25 protein-coding genes and 1 riboswitch are annotated in these 24,166 nt (G+C 72.2%); of the genes, 23 read left to right on the forward strand and 2 right to left on the reverse strand.

Annotation, left to right across the window (positions count from 1 at the left end; translation table 11 throughout):
• Positions 1-93 precede the first annotated feature (93 nt).
• The 11 genes from ABD352_RS41185 (at position 94) to ABD352_RS41235 (ending at position 12,944) form a co-directional block, all read left to right on the forward strand.
• Complete coding sequence (locus ABD352_RS41185) at positions 94-1,665, forward strand: putative Ig domain-containing protein (protein ID WP_344618021.1); 1,572 nt, start codon at positions 94-96, stop codon at positions 1,663-1,665.
• Between the two features lie 116 nt (positions 1,666-1,781).
• Positions 1,782-2,225, forward strand: a complete 444-nt coding sequence (locus ABD352_RS41190) for a hypothetical protein (RefSeq protein ID WP_344618022.1) — start codon at positions 1,782-1,784, stop codon at positions 2,223-2,225.
• Entirely contained in the window at positions 2,222-3,064 is an 843-nt protein-coding gene (locus ABD352_RS41195) for an AAA family ATPase (protein WP_344618023.1), read from the forward strand. Before ABD352_RS41190 ends, ABD352_RS41195 begins: the two co-directional genes overlap by 4 nt.
• A 23-nt stretch (positions 3,065-3,087) precedes the next feature.
• A complete protein-coding gene (locus tag ABD352_RS41200) occupies positions 3,088-3,672 on the forward strand; it encodes a hypothetical protein (RefSeq protein WP_344618024.1) in 585 nt (194 codons plus the stop codon).
• 131 nt (positions 3,673-3,803) lie between these two features.
• Entirely contained in the window at positions 3,804-4,124 is a 321-nt protein-coding gene (locus ABD352_RS41205) for an ArsR/SmtB family transcription factor (RefSeq protein ID WP_344618025.1), read from the forward strand.
• Positions 4,121-4,603, forward strand: coding sequence for an SRPBCC family protein (locus ABD352_RS41210; RefSeq protein ID WP_344618026.1), 483 nt, complete (start codon positions 4,121-4,123; stop codon positions 4,601-4,603). Before ABD352_RS41205 ends, ABD352_RS41210 begins: the two co-directional genes overlap by 4 nt.
• A 188-nt stretch (positions 4,604-4,791) precedes the next feature.
• Complete coding sequence (locus tag ABD352_RS41215; RefSeq protein WP_344618027.1) at positions 4,792-7,839, forward strand: DUF7910 domain-containing protein; 3,048 nt, start codon at positions 4,792-4,794, stop codon at positions 7,837-7,839.
• A 277-nt stretch (positions 7,840-8,116) separates the two neighbouring features.
• Positions 8,117-9,427: an enolase C-terminal domain-like protein gene (locus ABD352_RS41220; protein ID WP_344618028.1), complete on the forward strand. Its 1,311-nt coding sequence runs from the start codon at positions 8,117-8,119 to the stop codon at positions 9,425-9,427.
• 9 nt (positions 9,428-9,436) lie between these two features.
• Positions 9,437-10,474 carry a sugar ABC transporter substrate-binding protein gene (locus ABD352_RS41225; RefSeq protein ID WP_344618029.1) on the forward strand — a complete coding sequence of 346 codons (1,038 nt, stop codon included), beginning with the start codon at positions 9,437-9,439 and terminating at the stop codon, positions 10,472-10,474.
• The gene (locus tag ABD352_RS41230; protein ID WP_344618030.1) at positions 10,474-11,937 is read left to right on the forward strand and encodes a sugar ABC transporter ATP-binding protein; all 1,464 of its coding nucleotides are present in this window, start codon (positions 10,474-10,476) and stop codon (positions 11,935-11,937) included. The genes ABD352_RS41225 and ABD352_RS41230 overlap by 1 nt, the downstream gene beginning before the upstream one ends.
• Positions 11,934-12,944, forward strand: a complete 1,011-nt coding sequence (locus ABD352_RS41235; protein ID WP_344618031.1) for an ABC transporter permease — start codon at positions 11,934-11,936, stop codon at positions 12,942-12,944. The genes ABD352_RS41230 and ABD352_RS41235 overlap by 4 nt, the downstream gene beginning before the upstream one ends.
• Positions 12,945-12,955: 11 nt before the next feature.
• On the opposite strand, the gene ABD352_RS41240 is transcribed toward ABD352_RS41235, so the two are convergent.
• Positions 12,956-13,300: a hypothetical protein gene (locus ABD352_RS41240; protein ID WP_344618032.1), complete on the reverse strand. Its 345-nt coding sequence runs from the start codon at positions 13,298-13,300 to the stop codon at positions 12,956-12,958.
• Between the two features lie 225 nt (positions 13,301-13,525).
• A riboswitch (cyclic di-AMP (ydaO/yuaA leader) is annotated at positions 13,526-13,668 on the forward strand.
• Positions 13,669-13,673: 5 nt separating this feature from the next.
• On the opposite strand from ABD352_RS41240, the gene ABD352_RS41245 reads away from it, so the two are divergent.
• From ABD352_RS41245 to ABD352_RS41290, 10 genes are all read left to right on the forward strand, one after another.
• Complete coding sequence (locus ABD352_RS41245; protein WP_344618033.1) at positions 13,674-14,672, forward strand: C40 family peptidase; 999 nt, start codon at positions 13,674-13,676, stop codon at positions 14,670-14,672.
• Positions 14,673-14,803: 131 nt separating this feature from the next.
• Positions 14,804-15,565, forward strand: a complete 762-nt coding sequence (locus ABD352_RS41250) for a DeoR/GlpR family DNA-binding transcription regulator (RefSeq protein WP_344618034.1) — start codon at positions 14,804-14,806, stop codon at positions 15,563-15,565.
• Positions 15,562-16,506, forward strand: a complete 945-nt coding sequence (pfkB, locus tag ABD352_RS41255) for a 1-phosphofructokinase (protein ID WP_344618035.1) — start codon at positions 15,562-15,564, stop codon at positions 16,504-16,506. Before ABD352_RS41250 ends, pfkB begins: the two co-directional genes overlap by 4 nt.
• 14 nt (positions 16,507-16,520) lie before the next feature.
• Positions 16,521-17,663, forward strand: coding sequence for a mannitol-specific PTS transporter subunit IIC (gene mtlA / locus ABD352_RS41260; RefSeq protein WP_344618036.1), 1,143 nt, complete (start codon positions 16,521-16,523; stop codon positions 17,661-17,663).
• 3 nt (positions 17,664-17,666) lie between these two features.
• The gene (locus ABD352_RS41265) at positions 17,667-17,975 is read left to right on the forward strand and encodes a PTS sugar transporter subunit IIBC family protein (protein ID WP_344618037.1); all 309 of its coding nucleotides are present in this window, start codon (positions 17,667-17,669) and stop codon (positions 17,973-17,975) included.
• Complete coding sequence (locus ABD352_RS41270) at positions 17,968-18,402, forward strand: PTS mannitol transporter subunit IIA (protein WP_344618038.1); 435 nt, start codon at positions 17,968-17,970, stop codon at positions 18,400-18,402. Before ABD352_RS41265 ends, ABD352_RS41270 begins: the two co-directional genes overlap by 8 nt.
• A complete protein-coding gene (locus ABD352_RS41275; RefSeq protein WP_344618039.1) occupies positions 18,399-19,433 on the forward strand; it encodes a zinc-dependent dehydrogenase in 1,035 nt (344 codons plus the stop codon). Before ABD352_RS41270 ends, ABD352_RS41275 begins: the two co-directional genes overlap by 4 nt.
• Before the next feature lie 18 nt (positions 19,434-19,451).
• Positions 19,452-19,736: an HPr family phosphocarrier protein gene (locus ABD352_RS41280; protein WP_344618040.1), complete on the forward strand. Its 285-nt coding sequence runs from the start codon at positions 19,452-19,454 to the stop codon at positions 19,734-19,736.
• A complete protein-coding gene (gene ptsP / locus ABD352_RS41285; protein WP_344618041.1) occupies positions 19,729-21,366 on the forward strand; it encodes a phosphoenolpyruvate--protein phosphotransferase in 1,638 nt (545 codons plus the stop codon). The genes ABD352_RS41280 and ptsP overlap by 8 nt, the downstream gene beginning before the upstream one ends.
• An 84-nt stretch (positions 21,367-21,450) precedes the next feature.
• Complete coding sequence (locus ABD352_RS41290) at positions 21,451-22,650, forward strand: MFS transporter (RefSeq protein WP_344618042.1); 1,200 nt, start codon at positions 21,451-21,453, stop codon at positions 22,648-22,650.
• A gap of 124 nt (positions 22,651-22,774) precedes the next feature.
• On the opposite strand, the gene ABD352_RS41295 is transcribed toward ABD352_RS41290, so the two are convergent.
• On the reverse strand, positions 22,775-23,119 hold the full coding sequence (locus ABD352_RS41295) for a YciI family protein (RefSeq protein ID WP_344618043.1): 345 nt from the start codon (positions 23,117-23,119) through the stop codon (positions 22,775-22,777).
• 141 nt (positions 23,120-23,260) lie between these two features.
• On the opposite strand from ABD352_RS41295, the gene ABD352_RS41300 reads away from it, so the two are divergent.
• Positions 23,261-23,623, forward strand: a complete 363-nt coding sequence (locus tag ABD352_RS41300; RefSeq protein WP_344618044.1) for a hypothetical protein — start codon at positions 23,261-23,263, stop codon at positions 23,621-23,623.
• Between the two features lie 64 nt (positions 23,624-23,687).
• A partial coding sequence (locus ABD352_RS41305) for an IS701 family transposase (protein ID WP_344618045.1) occupies positions 23,688-24,166 on the forward strand: 479 nt, incomplete at its 3' end.

A 24,166-nucleotide genomic window follows, 5' to 3' on the forward strand; every position in this document is an offset into this window, starting at 1 on the left:
CGTTCATCAATGTGAGTTTGTCAATCACATTGACGGGCGGCTACGCGCGTAGCCCACGACAGCCGCGCGTAACCCAACGAAGGGACCCCCACCATGCGTAAGAGACGGACCCTCCTCGCCGTCGGCGCGGCCATCCTCGCCGTCGCCGGCGGCGTGGTCGCCGGGGCGGCGCCGGCGCAGGCGTTGTCGGTGACCGGGCTCGGGGCCACGATCGCGCTGAACAACTGCTCCGGCTCGCTGATCCGCTGGCCGCAGTCGGTCGACGCCGACCGGGCCATGCTGCTCACCAACGGGCACTGCTACGAGAACGGGTTCATCAACGCCGGCCAGGTGCTGCAGAACCGCACCAGCACGCGGTCCGGGACGCTGCTCAGCGACAGCGGGGCAGCGCTGGGGACCGTGAAGGCCGACAAGCTCATCTACGGGACCATGACGAACACCGACGTGGCGCTGTACCAGCTCACCGACACCTTCGCGTCGATCAAGTCGAAGTACAACACCACCGCCCTGACCGTGGCCGCCGCCCGTCCGGCCGACGGCACGGCGATGACGATCCCGTCCAGCTACTGGAAGCAGGTCTGGACCTGCAGCATCAACGGGTTCGTCCCCACGCTGAAGGAGGACCAGTGGACCTGGCATGACTCGATTCGGTACGACACCGGCTGCCAGACCACCCACGGCACCTCCGGCTCGCCGATCATCCGCAGCTCGGACCGGCAGATCATCGGCATCAACAACACCGGCAACGACGACGGGCAGAGCTGCACGCTGAACAACCCGTGCGAGGTCGACGCGAACGGCAACGTGACCGTCCACCAGGGCCAGTCGTACGGCGAGGAGACGTACTGGTTCACCACCTGCCTGAACTCGTCCCGGGCCATCGACCTGACCGTCGCCGGCTGCATGCTCACCGGGGCCAGCGCGCCGGGCAACACGGTCACCGTGACCAACCCGGGCGCGCAGACGGCGACCGTGGGCACGGCGACGTCGCTGCAGATCACCGCGACCGACTCGGCGTCGGGCCAGACCCTGACCTACTCGGCGACGGGGCTGCCCGCGGGCCTGAGCATCAACAGCAGCACGGGTCTCATCAGCGGTACGCCCACCACCGCCCAGACGACGTCCAGCACCGTGACGGCGACCGACACGACCGGTGCCAGCGGCAGCACGACCTTCGCCTGGACGGTCAGCGGCGGGGGCGGCGGCACCTGCAGCGGGCAGAAGCTGCTCAACCCGGGCTTCGAGTCGGGCGCGAGCAGCTGGAGCGGCACCACGGGCGCGATCGGCCAGTGGGCGTCGTCGGGTCAGGCCGCGCACGGCGGCACCTACAGCGCCTGGCTGCTCGGCTACGGCTCGACCCACACCGAGAGCGTCTCCCAGTCGGTCACCATCCCGGCCGGGTGCAGCGCCACGCTGACGTTCTGGGTGCACATCGACACGGCGGAGACCACGACCACGACGGCCTACGACAAGCTGACCGTGACGGCCGGCTCGACGACGCTGGCCACGCTGTCCAACCTGAACAAGGCCAGCGGGTACGTCCAGAAGTCCTACAGCCTCAACGCCTTCGCCGGGCAGACGGTCGCCCTGAAGTGGAACGGCACCGAGGACTCCTCGCTGCAGACGTCGTTCGTCATTGACGACACCGCGGTCACGCTGAGCTGACCCGGCCGGCGGGTGGGGCGCGAGTCCCACCCGCCGGAATGCGTCGGTTGGACGGCCAGCCACTTGTGCCGTGAACGTCGATCCGGCCGCACGGCGCCGCCCGGGATCATCGAGGCATGCTCGCCGAGGCGCTCAGCCTGATCTGCCCGCCGATGATCAGCAAGCTGACAGAGGAGCTGGTGAACCGCCGCAGCACGAAGGTCCGTCTCGCCGAGCTCGAGGACGCCGTGCGGCGGATGGTCGACGCCCAGCGTGAGACCGCCATGGAGAACGCCGAGCTGCGCCGCATGATCATGATCCTGGTGCGGATGCTGGTGGTGGCCAACCCGGAGCTGTTCTGGCGCGACGCCGAGGTCCTGGCGGTGAGCCCGCCGCAGCGGGAGCTGGTGCCGATCGCCCTCGGGCAGTACACGACCACGCTGCACCACGCCGTCGAGCGCCGGCGCGAGCGCGCGGCCCCGCAGGTGCCGGCCGGGGACCTCGACGACGCCCTGGACGAGTTCGGCGACGACTTCGACGGCGCGCTGCTGCGGCTGCGCCGCACCCGGGGGACCGCATGATCTCGCTGCTGCCCCGCTTCGCCGCCGAGGTGCACAAGCACCTGCTGTGCAACCTGCTCAACACCGACCTGCGGCCGGTGACGCTGGGCATCTTCGGCCGGGCCGGCGACGGCAAGTCGGCCCAGCTCGCCGCGAGCCTGGCCGCGCGGGGCGTGGACGCCCGGCGGGTCGTGGCGAGCCGCCTCGAGAGCAGCCACGCCGGTGAGCCCGGCCGGCTGCTGGCGAGGATGTACCGCGACGCCAGCGCCGCGATCGCGAACGGCACGCCGGCGGCGCTCATCGTCGACGACGTCGACACCACGGTGGGGGAGTGGGAGAACCACACCGGTACCGTGAACCACCTGCAGGTGCTGGCGGAGCTGATGCACATCGCGGACCGGCCGATCGACCCGGACCGGGAGTGGCCCAACCGGGTGCCGATCTTCGTCACCGGCAACAACCTGGGCCGGCTCTACCCGCCGCTGCGCCGCCCGGGCCGCATGCACCTGTTCGCCTGGCGGCCGACGCTGGGCGAGGTGTGGGTCATCGCCCACCACGTGCTCGGCGACGTCGCCGCGCCATCGGCGGTCGACGCCCTGGTCCGTGAGTACGGCGCCGAGCCGCTGGCGTTCTTCGCCGACGTGCGCCGCGCGGTCGTCGACGCCGGCCTGGACCGCCGGCTGGCGGCCTTCCCCGACGACCTCGCCATCCTGCTCAAGAACCGGGACACGTTCGCCGGGCTGGCCAGGTTCGCGCCGTCGGAGCTGCTGGACGGGCCGTCCCTGCTGCACGTCGCGCAGCGGCTGAAGGACGGCCGGTCCGACGCCGGGCGCGACCACCTCGCCGGCTACGCCGACTAGCGACCCCCTCCAGGAGGCGACCCATGCACCCGCGGACCTACACCCAGACGCTCACGTACACCAGGGTCGGCGCCATCGCCGACCAGGTGCAGCACCTGCTGCGCATCTCGGGGGCCGGCCGGGCGCAGATCGACCGGATCCTCCAGGGCATGCGGTGCACCCCGCCGGACATCGCCGCCGTCGGCGTCTTCTGCCTGGACGGGCACCGCGAACGGGTGCTGGAGATCGTGCTGGCCGTCGACTGGGAGGCGCACGCGCAGTACGTGCAGACCGACCCGAACCTGACGAGCAACCGGCCCGGCTGGGACCTCGAGGACGACCTGCTCATCGGACCGGAGGCGTACCTGGCCGGGGACCGGCTGAGCAAGTTCCTGCGCCAGGCCGACAGCATCGGCGAGGAGGTGCGCACCGCGCACTGGGTCCAGTTCACGCCGCGGGTGCTGGCCGACGCCGAGCTGCACCGGCGGCTGTGCGCCCTGCACGGCCTGGAGGAGGGCACCGACCTGCCGGCGTGGCGGGGCGGGGAGCCGCGGGAGCAGGCGCCGCGGCAGTTCGAGGACCTGCCCGAGCTGAGCCTGACCCAGCGGCACGCGGCGCGCCGCCAGTAGCCGCGCTGTATCGGGCGTATCCCCCGCCAGGCGAAACGTACGAAAGATCCGGACTTCGGCAGAAGTCCGGATCTTTCGCGTCCCTCCCGGACGGCTTGACGTGTGACCAAAAGGTCACGTAACTTACGGTGGTGGACGACGACGATCGCGTCTTCAAGGCACTCGCCGATCCGAGCCGGCGGTTCCTGCTCGACCTGCTCTTCGCGCGTGACGGCCGCACGCTCACGGAGCTCGAGTCGGAGCTGGAGATGACCCGGTTCGGCGTGATGAAGCACCTCAAGGTCCTCGAAGAGGCGAACCTCGTAGTGACCCGGCGTAACGGCCGGGAGAAGCTGCATTTTCTCAACGCGGTGCCGATCCGGCAGATCCACGACCGGTGGATCGACAAGTACACGTCCGAGACCGCCGGGGCGCTGCTCAAGCTCAAGAGCCGGCTGGAGGAGACCGAATGAGCGGCACGCAGGTGTACAAGATCTACATCAAGGCCACCCCGGAGCGGATCTGGGAGGCGATCACCTCGGCGGACTGGAACTCGCAGTACGGCTACCGCGGGCGCACCGAGTACGAGCTCAAGCCGGGCGGCGCGGTCACCGGGCGGTCCAACGAGGGCATGATCGCGGCCGGGGCGCCCGAGATCGGCACCGACGGCGAGGTCCTCGAGGTCGACCCGCCGCACCGGCTCGTGCAGACGGTCCGGATGCTCATGGACCCGCGGGCCGCCGCCGAGGGGTTCACCCGGCTGACGTACGAGATCAAGGAGGGCAAGGACGGGGTCTGCGCCCTCACCGTCACGCACGAGCTGGGCGAGGCGCCCACCCTGGCGGCGCTGTTCTCCGGGCAGTTCGAGGACATGGGGGCCGGCGGCGGCTGGGCCTGGGTGCTCAGCGACCTCAAGTCCCTGCTCGAGACGGGTTCCGCGTTCGCCGGCTGAATCATCCAACCTTTTGCGAGGATGAAATCGGGATAAACCGCATCGGCCCCAGCAACCCGAGGCCATTGACGAACGCAATGGTCCCATGTTGACTGCTTGTCACCAAGGCGGACGACCGTCCGTGGCCCCGCGATCGGCGGGTGTGGGCCGCGGGCGGTCGCCGCACGACACGCAGAAGGAGTCCGACCGTGGGCAAGCCCCGCCGACTGGCCCTACTGGCGGCCGCCACCGCCGTACTGGGCACGCTCGCCGCCGTCGCGCACGGCGGCAGCGCCACCGCCGCAACCACAGACCATGCGTTCAACCAGGGCACCGGCGTGCTCGACGTGGACTACGCCGGCTACCTGTCCAAGCACGACGTCGTCTACAACAGCCCGCAGACCAACCCGATCTACGGCCTCACCGTCGGCAACGGCAAGACCGGCGCGATGGTCTGGAACGCGGGCGGCCTCACCGGGCAGGTGTCCGGCGCCGACCTGTCCGAGCAGTCCGCGTACGCCGCCGGGACGTTCAACCTCAACACCAGCCCGGCCCTGGACAGCGGGTCCACCACCTACCAGCAGCGGCTGTCGCTGTACGACGGCACCCTCACCACCAAGTACGACAACAACCGCACCGTGACCGTCATGGGCGTGCCCGGCTCCGAGGTCATGGGCATCCACGTCGACGACTCGCGCACCGGCCTGGGCAACACGACGTTCGAGCTGAGCATGTGGGACCCGGCGACGGTCACCAACAGCGCCGACGTGCCCAACCTCGACACCTGGCGGCAGGTGAGCACGTTCAACGACGCCTCGGTGGCCGGGTTCAGCCGCGGCCAGGCCGACCCGAACGGCTTCGGGTACACCTTCGCCGCCACCGTCGAGGGGGCCGGCTACAGCACCTCGGTGGTCAACGGCACCCGGGTGCGGCTCACCATCACCCCGACGGCGAGCTACACGATCTGGTTCACCGCCGCGAGCCGGATCAACGCGGCCAACCGCGACTCCGTCGCCCAGGCCCGCAGCCAGCTCAGCACGGCCAAGGGCGCCGGCTACCTGACGAACCTCAACAACTACCGCAACGCCTGGCACGCGTTCTGGGCGAAGTCGTTCGTGCAGTACGGCGGCGCGGCCGGCACCGGCGACTACCTGGAGAACGTGTACTACCTGGCCACGTACATGATCGCGGCGGGCGGCCAGGGCAACTACCCGTTCCACTTCATCAACGGCGTGTTCCGCGCGACGCAGGACAACACGAAGTGGAGCAACGGCTACTGGTACTGGAACCAGCGCGACGTCTACAACTCGCTGCTCGCCTCCAACCACGCCGACCTCTTCGCCACCGAGAACAAGCTCTACAGCCGCAACTTCAACGCCCTGAAGGCGTACACCCAGACGCGCTACAGCATCGACGGGCTGTGGACCCCGGAGACCATGGGCTGGGACGGCAACGCCCGGGGCACGATCAACAGCGACTACGTCAACGACATCTACACGACCGGCACCGAGGCCGCCTACAACATGTACCTGCAGTACCGGTACACCAACGACACCGCCTACCTGCAGTCCACCGCCTACCCGTACATGCGCGAGGTGGTGAAGTTCTACCAGTCCAAGCTCTCGCGTGACGCGGGCACCGGGCGGTACTACATGGCCTCCTCGAACGCGCACGAGACCTACTGGGACGTCAAGAACGCGATCACCGACCTCGCCGCGGTCCGGCTGATCTTCCCGCTGACGATCGCGGTGAGCAACCAGCTCGGCCTGGACGCGAACCTGCGGGCCGGGTGGCAGCAGGTGCTCGACAACATCGAGCCGTACAAGGTGAGCAACGGCGCTTGGCTGGCCTACGACCCGCCGACGGTGCAGCAGCGCAACGGCGAGAACGTCACCTCCGAGCTGATCTGGCCCTACGACCTGACCGGCATCGGGGCGGGCGACTACCAGACCGCGCTCAACAGCTGGAACACCCGCCCGAACCCCTACAGCAACGTCTGGGCCAACGACGCCGTCCAGGCGGCCCGGCTGGGCCTGGGCGACCAGGCGCTGTCCGGCATGAAGCTGATGCTGCAGCGGTACCAGAACTACCCCAACGGCATGACGAACAACACCAACGGCGTGTTCGAGTACCTCGGCGTGCACCTGGCCGCCACGAACGAGTCGCTCATGCAGTCCTACAACGACAAGATCCGGGTGTTCCCGGCCGCGCCGAACGACAGCAACTTCGCCGGGAAGTTCACGCTCCTGGCCAAGGACGGCTTCCTGGTCAGCTCCGAGCGGGAGGGCAACGAGACGAAGTACGTGGGCCTCAAGAGCCTCTACGGCAAGCAGGCCCGCGTGGTGAACCCGTGGGGGTCGCAGGAGATCCGGGTGCGCCGGGCCTCCGACAACGCGGTCCTGGCCACCACCACGGCCGCCGACGTCACCTTCGCCACGGCCGCCGGCACGGTGTACGTCGTGGAGCGCACCGCCAAGCCGCTGAGCTCCTACACCCACACGACGCTGACCGGCACGGCCAACAACGGCGTCAAGACGCTCTCCGGCACCGCCTCCTCGCTGGGCACCGGCCCCGGCGGCGGCAACCCGGGCAATGGTCCGACCTTCTACCCCGACATCAACTACGGCGGCACCGGCGTGACCCTCGCGGCCGGCAACTACGACATCGCCCAGCTGCAGGCGGCCGGCATCGCCAACGACAGCATCTCCTCGATCCGGGTGCCGGCCGGCTACACGGTCACCGCGTACGCCGACGGCGGCTTCACCGGGACGTCGTGGACGTTCACCGCCGACACCCCGAGCCTCATCGCCACCGGCAACAACGACCAGATCTCCTCGCTGCGGGTGGCCACGACCGGCGGTGGGGCCGGCTCGGCGCTGCGGGCCCAGGTCAACACCCGCTACGTCACGGCGCCGAACGGCGGCACCAGCGCGCTGATCGCCTCCTCGACGGCCGTGGGCACCGCGGAGAAGTTCGACGTGGTGGACCTGGGGGCGGGCAACGTGGCGCTCAAGGCGCGGGTCAACGGGCAGTACGTCTGCGCGGAGAACGCCGGCGCCAACCCGCTCATCGCCAACCGGGCCTCGGCCGGCTCGTGGGAGACGTTCCGGCTCATCCGCAACGCCGACGGCAGCGTGAGCCTGCAGGCCACGGTGAACGGCAAGTACGTGACCGCGGAGAGCGCGGGCGCCAACCCGCTCATCGCCAACCGCGACGCCATCGGGCCCTGGGAGAAGTTCGACCTCGTGGCCCAGTAGCGCCAGACGTGAAAATGCCGCCCGCGGGGCCCCGCGGGCGGCATCTCGTCCCGGTTGCCGCGTCGGCGTCACGACAACAGGGCGTCACCGACGATCCGTGACGGCGGCTCCGCCATCGAACCATAGGCAACCCTCGAAGAGAGAGTGAACATCCGATGTCTCCGTCCGTCAAGTCGCGGGCGGACTTCTGTTTGCCCGACCAAAAGCCTTGCCTTTGCCCGCCCGCGCCTGCTAAACATCGGATGTATTCGCGAGCATCAACGATAAGGCGGGGCCGATGACCAACCGGTTCGTGGCGCTGGACACCTACGACGTGCGGTTCCCCACGTCCCGGCAGCTGGACGGCTCCGACGCGATGAACCCGGATCCGGACTACTCGGCCGCGTACGTGGTGCTGCGCACGGACGCTGTCGGTGGCCACGAGGGGCACGGGTTCGCCTTCACCATCGGGCGCGGCAACGAGGTACAGACGACGGCGATCCTGGCCCTCCGCCCGTATCTCGTCGGACGTCTCGTCAAGGAGGTCCTCGACGACCTCGGGGGCCTGTGGCGGGAACTGGTGCACGACTCGCAGCTGCGCTGGCTCGGCCCGGAGAAGGGCGTCATGCACATGGCGATCTCCGCCGTGGTCAACGCCCTGTGGGACCTCAAGGCGAAGCGGGCCGGGCTGCCGCTGTGGCAGCTGCTGTCCTCGATGCCGCCGGAGGAGCTCGTCGACCTCGTCGACTTCCGGTACCTCACCGACGCCCTCACCCGCGCCGAGGCCCTGGAGATCCTGCGGCCCGGCGCGGAGGGGCGCGACGAGCGCATCGCCACCCTGCTCGCCGACGGCTACCCGGCCTACGCCACCTCGCCCGGCTGGCTCGGCTACGACGACGACAAGCTCGCCCGGCTGTGCCGCGAGGCCATCGACGCCGGGTTCACGCAGATCAAGCTCAAGGTCGGCGCCGACCTCGACGACGACCTGCGCCGGATGCGCATCGCCCGGCAGGTGTGCGGGCCGCACGTGCGCATCGCCGTCGACGCCAACCAGCGCTGGGACGTCGGCGCCGCCGTCGAGTGGGTGCGGGCCCTCGCCCCGTACGACCCGTGGTGGGTCGAGGAGCCCACATCGCCCGACGACGTGGTCGGGCACGCCGAGATCGCCCGGCGCATCGCGCCCGTGCCGGTGGCCACCGGCGAGCACGTGCAGAACCGGGTGGTGTTCAAGCAGCTGCTGCAGCTGCACGCGGTCTCGTTCGTCCAGCTCGACGCCGCCCGGGTCGCCGGGGTGAACGAGAACGTGGCGATCCTGCTCCTGGCGGCCAAGTTCGGCGTGCCGGTCTGCCCGCACGCCGGCGGGGTCGGCCTGTGCGAGCTGGTGCAACACCTGTCGATGTTCGACTACGTCGCGGTCTCGCGCAGCATGCACGACCGCGTGATCGAGTACGTGGACCACCTGCACGAACACTTCATCGACCCGGTCCGGCTGCGCGGGGGCCGCTACCTCGCGCCGACCGAGCCCGGGTTCAGCTCCACCATGCGGGCCGAGAGCCTGGCCCGCTTTGCGTTTCCCGACGGACCCATCTGGAACTCCGACACCCCCTGAGGATTCGCCATGAGATTGCTCGGTTTTGCCGGCGCCGCGCTGGTGCTGACGCTCGCCGCGTGCGGGAGCACGAACGACTCGCCGGGGGCCGCCGCCTCCGGCGCAGGCGGCGCGCCGATCGCCGTCGACCTGCCCCGGGCCGACTCCGACTTCTGGAACTCCTACGCCAAGTACATCCCGCAGTACGCCAAGGACAGCGGCATCAACCTGATGACGCCGACCAACTCGCAGAACGACATCGCCAAGCTGGTCGCCAACACCCAGGCATTGACGAGCCAGGGCGCGAAGGCGATCGTGATGGCACCGCAGGACACCGGAGCGATCGCCACCACGCTCACCACCCTGGAGCAGAAGAAGATTCCCGTGGTCACCGTCGACACGCGACCCGACAAGGGCAAGGTGTTCATGGTGGTGCGCGCCGACAACCGGGCCTACGGGCAGAAGGCGTGCGAGTTCCTCGGCGAGAAGCTCGGCGGCAAGGGCAAGGTCGTGGAGTTCCAGGGCTCGCTGTCCAGCGTCAACGGCCGCGACCGGTCCGAGGCCTTCGCCGAGTGCATGCAGCAGAAGTACCCGGGGATCACCGTCTTCGCCGAGCCGACCGAGTGGGAGGGCGCCAAGGCCTCCGCGGCGCTGCAGACGCGCCTGGCCCAGCACCCGGACATCAACGGCATCTACATGCAGGCCGGCGGCGTGTTCCTGGCCCCGACGCTGCAGCTGCTGCGCTCGAAGAACCTCATCGTGCCGCCGAGCGACCCCAAGCACGTGTTCATCGTGTCCAACGACGGCATCCCGCAGGAGTTCGACGCGATCCGCAAGGGCGAGATCGACGCGACCGTGTCGCAGCCGGCCGACCTCTACGCGAAGTACGCCCTCTTCTACGCCAAGGCGGCGGTGGACGGCAAGACGTTCCAGCCCGGCAAGACCGACCACGACAGCACGATCGTGCAGGTCCGCGACGGGGTGCTCGAGGACCAGCTGCCCGCCCCGCTGGTCACCAAGGACAACGTCGACGACACGGCGTTGTGGGGAAACCAGATCGGGAAGTGATGACGGTTCTTGAGGACGCGGTGGCGGCCGTCGGGGTGTCCAAGCACTTCGGCGCCACCACCGCGCTGTCCGGCGTGACCATGCGCATCGCGCCCGGCGAGACCCACGCGCTCGTCGGGCGCAACGGCGCCGGCAAGTCCACGCTCGTGTCCCTGCTGACCGGCCTGCAGCGCCCCGACGAGGGCGAGATCCGCTTCGGTGACGCCTGGCGGGGCCGGGTCGCCTGCGTCTTCCAGCGCTCCACGATCATCCCCTCGCTGTCGGTGGCCGAGAACCTGTTCCTCAACCGGCAGGCCGGGCGCGGCCCGATCCGCTGGGGCGCGCTACGCCGCCGGGCGGGGGAGCTGCTGGCGGAGTACGACGTCGGCGTCGACCCGGCCGCCCTCGCCGGCGAGCTCGACGTCGAGCAGCGGCAGCTCGTCGAGATCGCCCGGGCGCTGTCGCAGGGCGCCCGGTTCATCATCCTCGACGAGCCCACCGCCCGCCTCGACGGCCCAGCCATCGAACGGCTCTTCGCCCGGATGCGGTCGCTGTCCGCGTCCGGGGTCACGATGCTGTTCATCTCCCACCACCTGCAGGAGGTGTTCGCCGTGTGCGACACGGTCACCGTCCTGCGCGACGCCCGCTGGGTGCTGACCCGGCCGGTCGCCGACATCGGCCACGACGAGCTCGTCGCGGCGATGACGGGGGAGGCGGCCGGGCTCGCGGGCGCCACCGACCGGCGCCCGGCCGACGCCGCCGCCCCGGCCGTGCTGGAGCTGTCCGGGCTCGGCCTGCACGGCGCCTACGAGCCCCTCGACCTGCGGATCCGGGCCGGGGAGATCGTCGGGGTCACCGGCTCCGGCAGCAGCGGCAAGGTGTCCCTCGCCGAGACCGTCGGCGGATTGCGCCGGGCGAGCGCCGGCACCGTGCAGGTCGGCGGCGAGCCGGTCGGGACCGGCGTGCCGGCGGCGCTCGCGGCCGGGATCGGCCTGGTGCCGCAGGACCGGCACCGGGAAGGGCTCGTGCCGCTGCTGTCCGTGGCCGAGAACGCCACCCTCCCGATCGCCGGCGAGCTCGGGCCCGCGGGCGTGATCGTGCCCGCCCGGCGCCGGGCCATCGCCGAAGAGCTCATCCGGCGGTACGACATCCGCGCCGAGGGCCCCGGGGCGCCCGTCGCCAGCCTCTCCGGCGGCAACGCCCAGAAGGTCGTCCTCGCCCGCGCGCTGTCCACCCGGCCCCGGGTCCTCGTGCTCATCAACCCGACCGCGGGCGTCGACGTGCGCTCCAAGGAGTCGCTGCTCGGGGCGGTCCGCGCCGCCGCCGACGCCGGCACCGGGGTGCTCATGGTCTCCGACGAGCTCGACGACCTGCGCCACTGCGACCGGGTCCTCGTCATGTTCCACGGGCGGGTCACCGCCGAGCTGCAGGCAGGTTGGAGCGACACCGACGTGGTCGCCGCCGTCGAAGGAGTCTCCGCATGACCACCACGCTTCCCGCTGGGGAAATGCCCGTCCGGCGGCGCGCCGTGCCGAGGCTGGCCCGGATGCGCGACCTGGCGCTCGTGCCGGCGATCGTCGCGCTGCTCGTCGTCGGCGCGCTCATCGACCCGGTCTTCCTGACCCGGGCCAACCTCGTCAACGTGCTGCAGCAGCAGACCGAGCTGTCGCTGCTGGTGCTCGCCGAGACGCTCATCCTCATCGGCGGGCGCTTCGACCTGTCGCTGGAGTCGACCGTCGGGCTCGCCCCCGCCCTCGGCGTGGCGCTGGTCATTCCGGCCGCCAGCCACGGCCTCGGCACCGAGTGGGCCACCGCCCTGGCCGTGCCGCTGTGCCTGCTCGCCGGCGTGCTCGTCGGCGCGCTGAACGGGGTGCTCATCCTGCGCTTCGGGCTGTCGGCGTTCATCGTCACGCTCGGCATGCTCATCACGCTGCGGGGCGTGCAGATCGGCATCACCGGCGGGCAGAGCCTCTTCGACCTGCCGCCGTCGGTGATGTACCTCGGCAACACCGCCTGGCTGGGCCTGCCCCTGTCGATCTGGGTGTGCGCGGTGATCTTCGCCGCCGGCATCGCCGCGCTCGGCTGGTTCCGCCACGGCCGGGCCGTCTACGCCATCGGCGGCAACACCGACGCCGCCCGGGCCGCCGGCATCCGCACCGACCGGGTCATGTACGCGGTCTTCATGATCGCCGGCCTGCTCGCCGCGCTGGCCGGCCTGCTCATGACCGGCCGCCTCGGCTCCATCGCCGCCGCACAGGGCGACGGCATGATCTTCAAGGTGTTCGCCGCCGCGGTCATCGGCGGCGTGAGCATGAACGGGGGCAAGGGCACCCTCTTCGGCGCCCTGTGCGGCGTGCTCGTGCTCGGCCTGGTCGAGAACGTGCTCACCCTGGCCGGCGTCTCGGCGCAGTGGATTCAGGCGGTGTACGGCCTGGTCATCCTCGTCGCCCTGGTGCTCGCCCGTCTCACGACGGGCCGCGCCCAGGACTGAGCCGCCCGGCCTCAGCGGTGGCCGGTGCCGTTGCAGCCGGTGCAGCGCACGTAGCCGGTGCCGCCGCAGAAGTGGTGGTTCTGGGGGCGGCCGTCGGCGTCGTAGACGTAGCCGCCGTTGCAGGTGTCCGCCTGCTTGCCGCTGCCGCCGCAGCTGCCGCACAACGGGGGCGGCTGCGGCGGCTGCCACGGCTTCGCCGGCTCCCACGGCTGCGCCGGCGGGGGCTCGGAACCGCCGCCGGAGACGTTCCTGCCGCGGCGGTTGCCGGCCACCACACCGACGACGATCGCCAGGATGATGGGGCAGAGGCACACCAGGCCGCAGCCGAACAGCTGACCGAGCGAGTAGGCGTCCATGGGGTCCTCCCGGCCCGGGCACCGCACGAAGTGGCGTGACGATGATGGCGGCGGCAGGCCCGCGCGGCCATAGACCGTGCGGGCGATGGGGCGCGTCCCCCGTTCAGGTTCAGGTCTTCGTTAAGTCCCTCTTAGATCCCCGCTGGGCGGTTTCGCCGCCCGAGCCTTCCCGTTACGTTGGGTCGTGGCCTGGCCGGCCGTCGTCGCCCAAACCCCGGGTGGCCCGGGCAGGCTCCGCCGAGTCGCGTGCGCGCGAGCCGGGGACCCATCAATCCCCATCGGGGTGAATCCGCGGAACCCGCGGTAGGGCGCGCCTTCTTCTCGCCCGAACCCGTCAGCTAACCCGGTAGGCGGCGGGAAGAAGGAACCTGCTGTGTTCAACGGACGGACGGCGCTGCGCGCCGTGGTGGCCGGGCTGGCGGTGGCGGCGATGGTCGCGCCCGCGTGCGCGGCCCACGCGGACCCGTCACCGGAAGAGATCCAGGCCCAGATCGACAAGGGCAACAAGGAAGTCGAGCTCGTCGTCGAGCAGTACAACAAGGTCAACGGCGATCTCGAGGCGACCCAGGCGGCGATCGCGAAGGCGCAGGCCGACCTGGCGCCGCTGCAGACCAGCATGGACGCGGCCCGGGAGAACGCCGGCCGGGTCGCCGTCGGCGCCTACAAGACCGGCGGCAGCCTCGGCACCTGGTCGCTCATGCTCGGGGCGGCCTCGTCCGACAGCTTCACCGACCGGGTCGGCACCCTCGAGCAGATCTCCCGCAGCCAGCAGCGTGACCTCGACGCGTACAGCGCGGCCAAGGGCGCGGTCGATGCGGAGCAGCGGCGGCTCAACGACCAGCTCGCCGCGCAGAGCCGGCAGAAGACCGAGCTGGAGACCCGGCGCAAGCAGATCGAGGGCGACATCGCCCGGCTCGACCAGATGCAGCGCAAGGCCGAGCAGGCCGCCGCCGCGGCGGCCGCGAAGGCCCAGACGAAGACCACCCCGGCCAACCCGGCACCGAACCCGGGTCCGCCGCCGGCGGTCTCCGGCGCGGCCGGCAAGGCGGTCTCCTACGCGTGGGCCCAGCTGGGCAAGAAGTACGTCTGGGGCACCGCCGGGCCGGACACCTTCGACTGCTCTGGGCTGACCATGATGGCCTGGAAGGCGGCCGGGGTGACGCTGCCGCACAACGCGGCCGAGCAGTACTCCCGGGTCAAGCACATCTCCCGCAGCCAGCTCGCCCCCGGTGACCTGGTGTTCTACAACGGGCTCGGGCACGTCGGCATCTACATCGGCAACAACCAGATCATTCACGCGCCGAACAGCCGGACCGTGGTGAAAGTGGCCCCGATCGACATCGACACGCTCTACGGCTACGGCCGCCCGTAACGCCCCGCACCGCCTCCAGCACGGCCCGTCGCACCCGCGGCGGGCCGTGCTGTGTTGTTCAGCTCTTGACGTCCCACATAAACGGGCGTAAACAAAGCTGAAGCAAAACGAAACGGCGGTGAAACCACATCATGTACGCCGAGGAGCGCCAGCAGGCCATCGTGCGGATCGCCCGCGAGCAGGGGCGGGTCGACGTGGCCGGGCTGGCCGACGAGCTCAATGTCACGTCGGAGACGATCCGGCGCGACCTCACCACCCTCGAACGGGCCGGGGTGCTGCGCCGGGTGCACGGCGGTGCCATCCCGGTCGAGCGCATCGGCTTCGAGCCGGCCCTCGCCGCCCGCGACGCCGTGCTCGTCGAGGAGAAGGAGCGCATCGCCAAGCTCGCGCTCGCCGAGGTGCCCGAGGAGGGCGCCATCATCCTCGACGCCGGCACCACCACCATCAAGCTGGCCCACCTGCTGCCGGCCGACCGGGAACTGACCGTGGTGGTCAACTCCCCGGTGATCGCCACGGTCCTCGGCACCCGCACCAACCTCAACGTGCTGCTGCTCGGCGGGCGGGTGCGGGGCAAGACCCTCGCCACCGTCGACGACTGGTCGCTGCGGCCCCTCGCGGACCTGTACGTCGACGTGGCCTTCCTCGGCACCAACGGCATCTCGGTCGAGCGTGGCCTCACCACCCCTGACCCGGCCGAGGCCGCGGTCAAGCGGGCGATGATCCGCGCCGCCCGGCGCACGGTCCTGCTGGCCGACCACACCAAGCTCGGCAACGACTACCTGTCCCGCTTCGGCGATCTGTCCGACCTGGACCTGTTCGTCACCGACAGCCGCGCCGACACCGACCTCGCCGGCGACATCGAGGCCGCCGGCGTCCGGGTGGTGCGGGCATGATCGTCACCGTCACGCTCAACCCCAGCCTGGACCGGGCCATGGAGGTGGGACGGCTCGCCCGGGGTGAGGTCATCCGGGCCCGCGAGGCCCGCCTCGACCCCGGCGGCAAGGGCGTCAACGTGTCCCGGGCGCTGCTGGCCAACGGCGTGCCGTCGGTCGCGGTCCTGCCGTGCGGCGGGGACGAGGGCGGCCAGCTGGTCCGGCTGCTCGAGGCCGAGGGCGTCGAGGTCCTCGCCGTGCCGATCGGCGGCCGGACCCGCTCCAACCTCACCTTGGCCGAGCCCGACGGCACCGTGACCAAGGTCAACGAGCCCGGGCCGCGGCTCGTGCGGGCCGAGTTCGACGCCGTCACCGACGTGGTGCTGGCCCGGGCCGGCAGCGCCGACTGGGTCGTGCTGTGCGGCAGCGTCCCGCCGGGCCTCGGGTCCGACGCCTACGCGCAGTTGTGCCGGCGCCTGCGGGCGGCCGGCCTGCGGGTCGCGGTCGACACCAGCGGGCCGGCGCTGCGCGAGGCCGCCGCGGCCGGCGCGACGCTGCTCAAGCCCAACCGGGACGAGCTCGCCGAGGTCGTCGGGCGGCCGCTGCCCGACGTCGGCGCGGTGGTCGCCGCCGCGCGGGAGCTGCGCGCGTGGGGGGCCGGGACCGTGGTGGCCAGCCTCGGCGCCGACGGGGCCGTCCTCGTCGACGACGACGGCGTGGTCACCGGCACCTGCCCGGTCACCCGCCCGCGCAGCACCGTCGGCGCCGGGGACGCGCTGCTCGCCGGGTTCCTGGCGGCCGGGGCCCGGGGCGCCGCCGCCCTGGCCGAGGGCCTCGCCTGGGGCGCCGCCGCGGTGAGCCTGCCCGGCAGCCGGATGCCCGGCCCGGCCGACCTGATCCGGCACAACGTCACCATCAACACCCCCTTGGAACAAGCCCCCGTGCACAACACGCCCTCCTGAATGGAGACACCCCCGTGACGACCTACACACCTGAGGTCACCGGCTCGGGCTTCCGGGCCTCCGTGCAACGCGTCGGCGGCTACCTCGCCTCGATGGTCATGCCGAACATCGGCGCGTTCATCGCCTGGGGCCTCATCACCGCCCTGTTCATCCCGACCGGCTGGCTGCCCAACGGGCACATCGCCCAGATGGTCGGCCCGATGATCAAGGTGCTGCTGCCGCTGCTCATCGGCTACACCGGCGGCCGTCTCGTGCACGGCCAGCGCGGCGCGGTCGTCGGCGCGGTCGCCACGATGGGCATCGTGGTCGGCGCCGACGTGCCGATGTTCCTCGGCGCCATGCTCATCGGACCGCTCACCGCGTACCTGCTGAAGCTGTGGGACGGCCTGCTGGAGAACCGGATCCGGCCCGGCTTCGAGATGCTCGTGGACAACTTCAGCGCCGGCATCCTCGGCGGCGCGATGGCCATCGGCGGCCTCTACGGCATCGGCCCGGTCGTGCAGTGGCTGACCAGGCAGGCCGGCCACGGCGCCGACTGGCTCGTCGGGCACGACCTGCTGCCGCTGACCTCGGTGGTGGTCGAGCCGGCCAAGGTCCTGTTCCTCAACAACGCCATCAACCACGGCGTGTTCGGCCCGCTCGGCGTCGCCGAGGCGGCCGACAAGGGCAAGTCGATCCTGTTCATGATCGAGTCGAACCCGGGCCCGGGCCTCGGCCTGCTGCTGGCGTTCTTCCTCTTCGGCCCGCGCTCCCTGCGCCCGACCGTGCCGGCCGCGATCATCGTGCAGTTCCTCGGCGGCATCCACGAGATCTACTTCCCGTACGTGCTCATGAAGCCGAAGCTGATCCTCGCCATGATCTGCGGCGGCGCGGCCGGCGTGGGCACCTTCATGGTCACCGGCGCGGGCCTGGTCGCCACCCCGTCGCCGGGCAGCATCTTCGCCTACATGGCCGTCACCCCCAAGGGCGGGTACTTCGTCGTCCTGCTCGGCATCGTGGTCGCCGCCGCCGTCACCTTCGCGATCGCCTCGCTGCTGCTGGGCTTCGGCCGCAACGAGCCGGCCGAGGAGGAGGTCCTCGGCCCGGACGAGGAGACGGTCGTCGACCCGGACGAGGTCGCCAACGCCCGGGCCAAGCTGACTCGACAGGAGGCGTGAGCCGTGCCCACCATCAGCGGAAGCGACGTGAAGAAGGTCGTCGTGGCCTGCGACGCCGGCATGGGCAGCAGCGTGATGCTGGCCAGCCAGCTCAAGCGGCAGCTGGCCAAGAACAGCGTCACCGTCGTGCACACCCCGGTGAACTCGATCCCGGCCGACGCCGACGTGGTGCTGTGCCACAAGGGCCTCGCCGCCCGGGCCCGGGTCAGCGCCCCCGACAAGGTGATCATCCCGTTCCAGGTGTTCATCGGCGACCCGGCCGTCACCAGGGTGGTCAACGCGGTCCAGCGCGGCGGCGAGCTCAGTGGCTGACCTGCTGGCCCGCGACGCGATCCGGCTCGGCGAGCGGGCCGGATCGCGCGAGGAGGCGATCCGCCGCTGCGGCGAGGTGCTGGTCGAGATCGGCGCCGTCGCCCCCGCCTACGTCGAGGCGATGCTGGAGCGGGAGCGCAGCGTCTCCACGTACATCGGCGAGGGCGTCGCCATCCCGCACGGCACCCTGGGCAGCAAGGAGACCGTCGCCCGCGACGCGCTGGCGGTGCTGGGCTTTCCCGGCGGCGTCGACTGGGACGGCGAGGACGTGCGGGTCTGCGTGGCGATCGCCGCCGCCGGCGACGGCCACGTCGACATCCTCGCCCAGCTCGCCGAGATCCTCATGGACCCCGACCAGGCCGCCCGGCTGCGCGCCGCGCAGACGGCCGACGACGTGCTCGACCTGCTAGTGATGGAGCGATCGTGAGAGTTGTACGGTTCCACGCCCCCGGCGACGTGCGCATCGAGGACGCGCCCGAGCCGTCGCCGGGGCCCGGCGAGGTCAAGATCCGGGTCCGGGCGTGCTCGACCTGCGGTACCGACGTGAAGATCCTGCGTTTCGGGCACCACCACATCGTCCCGCCGCGGGTGATGGGGCACGAGATCGCCGGCGAGGTCGTCGAGTCCGGCGCGGACGGCTGGGTGCCCGGCGACCGGGTCCAGGTCATCGCCGCGATCCCCTGCGGGACGTGCGCGGAGTGCCGCCGCGGGCGGATGACCGTGTGCCCGAACCAGGTCTCCATGGGGTACCACTTCGACGGCGGCTTCGCCGAGCACATGATCGTGCCGGTCAACGTGCTCGCCGTCGACGGGCTCAACCGCATCCCCGACGGCCTGAGCTACGCCGAGGCCTCGGTCGCCGAGCCCCTCGCCTGCGTGCTCAACGGCCAGGGCCTGGCCCGGGTCGGCGACGGCGACGACGTGGTGGTCATGGGCTCCGGCCCGATCGGCTGCCTGCACGTGCGCCTGGCCCGGGCCCGGGGCGCGGGCCGGGTGTTCCTGGTCGACCTCAACCGGGAGCGGCTCGACCTGGCCGCCGCCCTGGTCGGTCCGGACGCGGCGATCTGCGGCGCCGAGACCGACGTCGTCGACGCGGTGCTCAAGCTCACCGAGGGCCGCGGCGCCGACGTCGTCATCACCGCCGCCGCGGCCGGCGCCGCACAGGAGCAGGCCGTGCAGATGGCCGCGCGCCAGGGCCGGATCAGCTTCTTCGGCGGCCTGCCCAAGGACAAGCCGGTCATCGCGCTGGACTCCAACCTCGTGCACTACCGGGAGCTGACCATCGTCGGTGCCAACGGCTCCAGCCCCGCGCACAACAAGGAGGCGCTGCGCCTCATCGCCACCGGCGCCGTGCCGGTCGCCGACCTCATCACCCACCGCCTGCCGCTGGACCGCGCCCTCGACGCGTTCGGCATCGTCGCCCGCGGCGAGGCGATCAAGGTCACCGTCGAGCCCTAGAGCTTCAGGAGGTCTGTCGTGCCCACCCGGACCGTGATCGTAGGGTCGTCGAGCGGCCTGCACGCCCGCCCCGCCGCCCTGTTCGTCGCCGCTGCGGCGAAGCAACCCGTGGCCGTGACGATCAGCACGGACAACGGCAGGAAGCCCGTCCCGGCCCGTAGCATGCTTGGAGTGCTGTCCCTCGGCGCCAAGCAGGGCACGGCGGTGACCCTGGAGGCCTCCGGCGAGGGGGCGGAGGCCGCCCTCGACGAACTGGCCGCGCTCCTCGCCCGCGACCTGGATCTGGACGCGTCCGATGCCTGAGCTCAACGGACTCGGGGTGAGCCCCGGGCGGGCCGCGGGCCCGGTGCTGCACCTCGCGTCGCCGCCGTCGCTGCCCTCGCCGGCCGCGGTGCTCTCGGCCGCCGAGGAGCGGGATGCGGTACGGCGGGCTGTGGCTATCGTCGCCGCCGAGCTCACCCGCCGGGCCGACGCGGCCGCCGACCCGACGGCGGCGGAGGTGCTGCGGGCGCAGGTGCTCATGGCGACCGACGAGATGCTCGCCGACGCGGCCTTCGCGGCGATCGACGCCGGCGCCCCGGCCCCGCACGCGCTCGCCGCGGTCCTCGCCGAGCACCGGGCGGCGTTCGAGGCGGCCGGGGGATACCTCGCCGAGCGGGTCACCGACCTCGACGACCTGCGCGACCGGCTCGTCGCGGCCTGCCTGGGCCTGCCCATGCCGGGCGTGCCGTCGCCCGGCCACCCGTTCATCCTGGCCGCCCGCGACCTGGCCCCGGCCGACACGGCGGGGCTGGACCCCGCGGTGGTCCTCGGCCTGGTGACCGCCGAGGGCGGCCCGACGAGCCACACCGCGATCCTGGCACGGACCCTGGGCATCCCGGCCGTCGTGCGGTGCGGCGGCATTGCCGATATTCCGGACATGTCGGTGCTCTCCATCGACGGTGCCGCCGGCGTGGTCGTGGTGGGGGTCGGCGAGGACGAGGCCGCCGCGGTGAACGAGGCGGAGGCGCTGGTCCGGACAGCACGGGCGAGCTCCACGGGGCCGGGGCGGACCGCCGACGGGCACCCCGTCGCGCTGCTGGCCAACATCGGCTCCGCCCGCGACCTCACCGGCGACGTCGAGGGCGTCGGGCTGTTCCGCACCGAGCTGCTGTACCTCGACCACGCCGACCCGCCGAGCGAGCAGGAGCAGGTCGCCGCGTACACCGCGGTGTTCTCGGCCCTGCCCGGCCGCAAGGTCGTGGTGCGCACCCTCGACGCCGGCGCCGACAAGCCCCTGCCGTTCCTGCGCCAGGCCCCCGAGCCCAACCCCGCCCTGGGCGTGCGCGGCCTGCGGGTCGCCCGCCGCGACCCCGGCGTGCTGGCCACCCAGCTCGCCGCGATCGCCACCGCCGCGGCCGCGTGCGAGGCCGAGGTGTGGGTGATGGCCCCGATGGTCGCCACCGCCGCCGAGGCCGCCGAGTTCACGGCCGCCTGCCGCGCCCACGGGCTCCCGGCCGCCGGCGTGATGATCGAGGTGCCGGCCGCCGCCCTGCGCGCGGGCGCGATCCTGCGCGACGCCGACTTCCTCAGTCTCGGGACGAACGACCTCAGCCAGTACACCTTCGCGGCCGACCGCATGTGCGGCGACCTCGCCGAGCTGCTCGACCCGTGGCAGCCCGCGCTCATCTCGCTCATCGCCGCCTGCGCCGCCGCCGGGCTCGAGGCCGGCAAGCCGGTCGGCGTGTGCGGGGAGTCGGCCGCCGACCCCGGCTTCGCGCTGGTCCTCGCCGGGCTGGGCATCTCCAGCCTGTCCATGGCGCCGCGCAGCATCCCCGCCGTGCGCGAGGCCCTGGCCGCCCACACCCTCGAGGAGTGCCGCCGGATCGCCAAGGCCGCCCTCGCCGCCGACACGCCCGAGGCCGCGCGACGCGCTCTGCAAAAAACCATTTGACGGTACCGATAATCTGATCCTCCGTGCCTTCGTGAGGCGCGGTGGGGGGACCCAGTGTCCCTCCCAGCCTCACGGAGCGTTCCCATGCGCCGGGCCCCCGCCCTGTCGTTCCTCCTCGTCACCGTCTTCGTCGACATGCTCGGCCTGGGCCTGATCGTGCCCATCACGCCGGCCCTGCTGACCGCCCTCACCGGCGACCCCGCCGGCGGCGCCCGCTGGGCCGGCTGGATCCAGTCCAGCTACGGCCTGCTGCAGTTCCTCGCCGCCCCGGTGCTCGGCCGGGCCGCCGACCGGTACGGCCGCCGCCCCGTGCTCCTGCTGTCGCTGTCCTGCCTGGGCGTGGACTACCTCGCCCACGCCACCGCCCCGGCCGCCGGCTGGCTGCTGGCCTTCCACGCCCTGGCCGGCGCCTGCGCGGGCACGACCACGGTCGTCGACGCCTACGTCGCCGACGTGACCGCCCCGCCCGCCCGGGCCCGCGCCTACGGCCTGCTCGGCGCCGCCTTCGCCCTGGGCTTCACCGCCGGCCCGGCCCTGGGCGGCCTCCTCGGCGCCGTCGACGTCCGCCTGCCCTTCGTCGCCGCGGCCGCCCTCGCCCTGGCCAACGTCGCCTACGGCCTGTTCGTGCTGCCGGAGTCCCGCCCCGGCGACCGCACCACGGCCCTGTCCGCGCGCCCGGCCTTCGCCGTGCTCGACGTGCTGCGCCGCCCGGTGCTCGGCCGCCTGGCCCTGGCCCGCGGCGCCGCCGACGTCGCCCGCATCACCGGCCAGGTGCTGTGGACGTTCCTCGTCGTGCACCGCTTCGGCTGGTCCACCGCCCACCTCGGCCTCGTGATGGCCGCCTCCGCCCTGGCCGGCGCGCTCTTCCAGGCCCTCGCCACCGGTCCGGTGGTGCGCCGCCTGGGCGACCGGCGCGCCGCGGTCCTCGGCGGGGCGGCCGGCGCCCTGACCCTGGCCGGCACCGCCCTCGCCTCGGCCCCCTGGGAGGTCTACGTCCTGCAGGGCCTGGGGCTGCTCGGCTCGATCGGCGGCGCCGCGGCCCGGTCCTGGCTGTCCCGGGCCACCGGCGACGACGAGCAGGGCACGGTGCAGGGCGCGGTGACGGGCATCGGCGCGCTGGCCGACACGGCGGTCCCGGCCGCCGCGAGCGCACTGTTCGCCTGGTCGCTCGCCGGACCCCTGCCGGGCCTGCCGTTCCTGGTCGCGGCCGCCTTCGCCGCCGCCTCGGCGCTGCTGCTGGCCGCGACCCCGGCGCCGCCGGAGGCCCGCCAGGCTCAGCTGTAGGTAGGAACTGAGCCTGGCTGCGCGTTCACGCTGCATTCGCTCGCGCGATCCCTTGCCGGGCGGTCCACGCTCACGGCTGGCCGTGGCCGGTGTAGGCCACGGCCAGCCGTCGCGGCGGCAGGGCTCATGGCGTGGCCGGTGGGCGGATGAACGCGCCCTCGACCGCGCGGACCTCGACCGCGCCGCCCTGTGCGACGGCCGGGTTGGTGGCCGCGAGGCGCACGGCGGCGTCCAGGTCGGGGGCGTCGAGGACGTAGAAGCCGGCGACGACCTCCTTGGTCTCCACGAACGGGCCGTCGGTGACGCCCCCGGCCCGGACCGTGGCCGCCTTTGCGGCGGGCTCCAGCGCGAAGGCCGCGGCCAGGGCGCCCGACTCCGCCAGCCGCGCGGCGTGCTGCTCGTGGGCCTGCGACTCGGCTCCGGCGGGTGCCGGGTCCGCGGCGTAGATCAAGATCGCGTACTGCGCCATGGGCGTCCTCCTCGATGCGGGTGCGACGTGTTCGTCCTGCACGTTGCTGTCGAACGGGCGTCCCGAAAATCGACAGCACGGGAGTGCGCCGGGGCGAAGGCTCTCGATCTGGATCGTATGCGATCGGGGGACGGGGACGGCATGGATGCCAGGCGCCGGCTGGTCGCGGCCGTGCGGAAGGTGCACGTGGGAGGGGTGTGCGTCTTCCTGCTGACGTTGGTGGTGGCCGGGGTGCACCGCTCGCCGGGAGGGACGCTGCCGTTCGTGCTGACGTTGTTCGCCGCGAAGCTCGACGGTCACGGCGAGCGGCCCGCCGTGGCCCGCCGCCCGGACCGGCTGCGCCGCGCAGGCGGTCGCGGCCGCCGCCGGCGCGCTTCGCCTCGCGCATCGCGACGTCCGCGGGCCGCAGCGATGCCCGGGGCCGCGGACCGTGCCCACATCGGCGGTGAACCAGCGGTCGCGCAGCGCCGGGCCGCGGCCACCCGGCCGGAGGCCGTCGCCTAGTAGTGCTTTGTTAGGTGTGGCGTGTCGTGGGGTCGCTGAGCTGAACGGGTAGTTTCATGTCTCGGTGACCCCTGATGGGCTTTCGGTGGTGCGGCAACGTTTGGAGGCGTTCGCGGCGGAGGTGTTCGTGTCGTTGGCCCGGTCGGATCAGCGGGCGAAGGGCGTGACGTATCTGCGTGGGTTGTTGCTGGATGGGCGGCGGAAGTCGATGCAGCCGATGGCGGCGCGGCTTGGGGTGGATCATCAGGGGTTGCAGCAGTTCGTGACCACGTCGACGTGGGACACGGCCGCGGTCCGGGCCCGGCTGGCCCGCCGTGCGGTGGACCTCGTCGCGCCGGTGGCGTGGGCGATCGACGACACCGGGTTCCCGAAGGACGGCGCCGGCTCGCCCGGTGTGGCCCGGCAGTATTCCGGCACCCTCGGGAAGGTGGCGAACTGTCAGATCGGTGTGAGTGTCCACGCGGTCACGGATACGGCATCGTGTCCCCTGGATTGGCGGTTGTTCCTGCCGGAGTCGTGGGACGCCGTCAAGGCCGGACCGGC

The organism is Dactylosporangium salmoneum (genome assembly GCF_039532525.1).
GTDB classification, from domain to species: Bacteria; Actinomycetota; Actinomycetes; order Mycobacteriales; family Micromonosporaceae; genus Dactylosporangium; species Dactylosporangium salmoneum.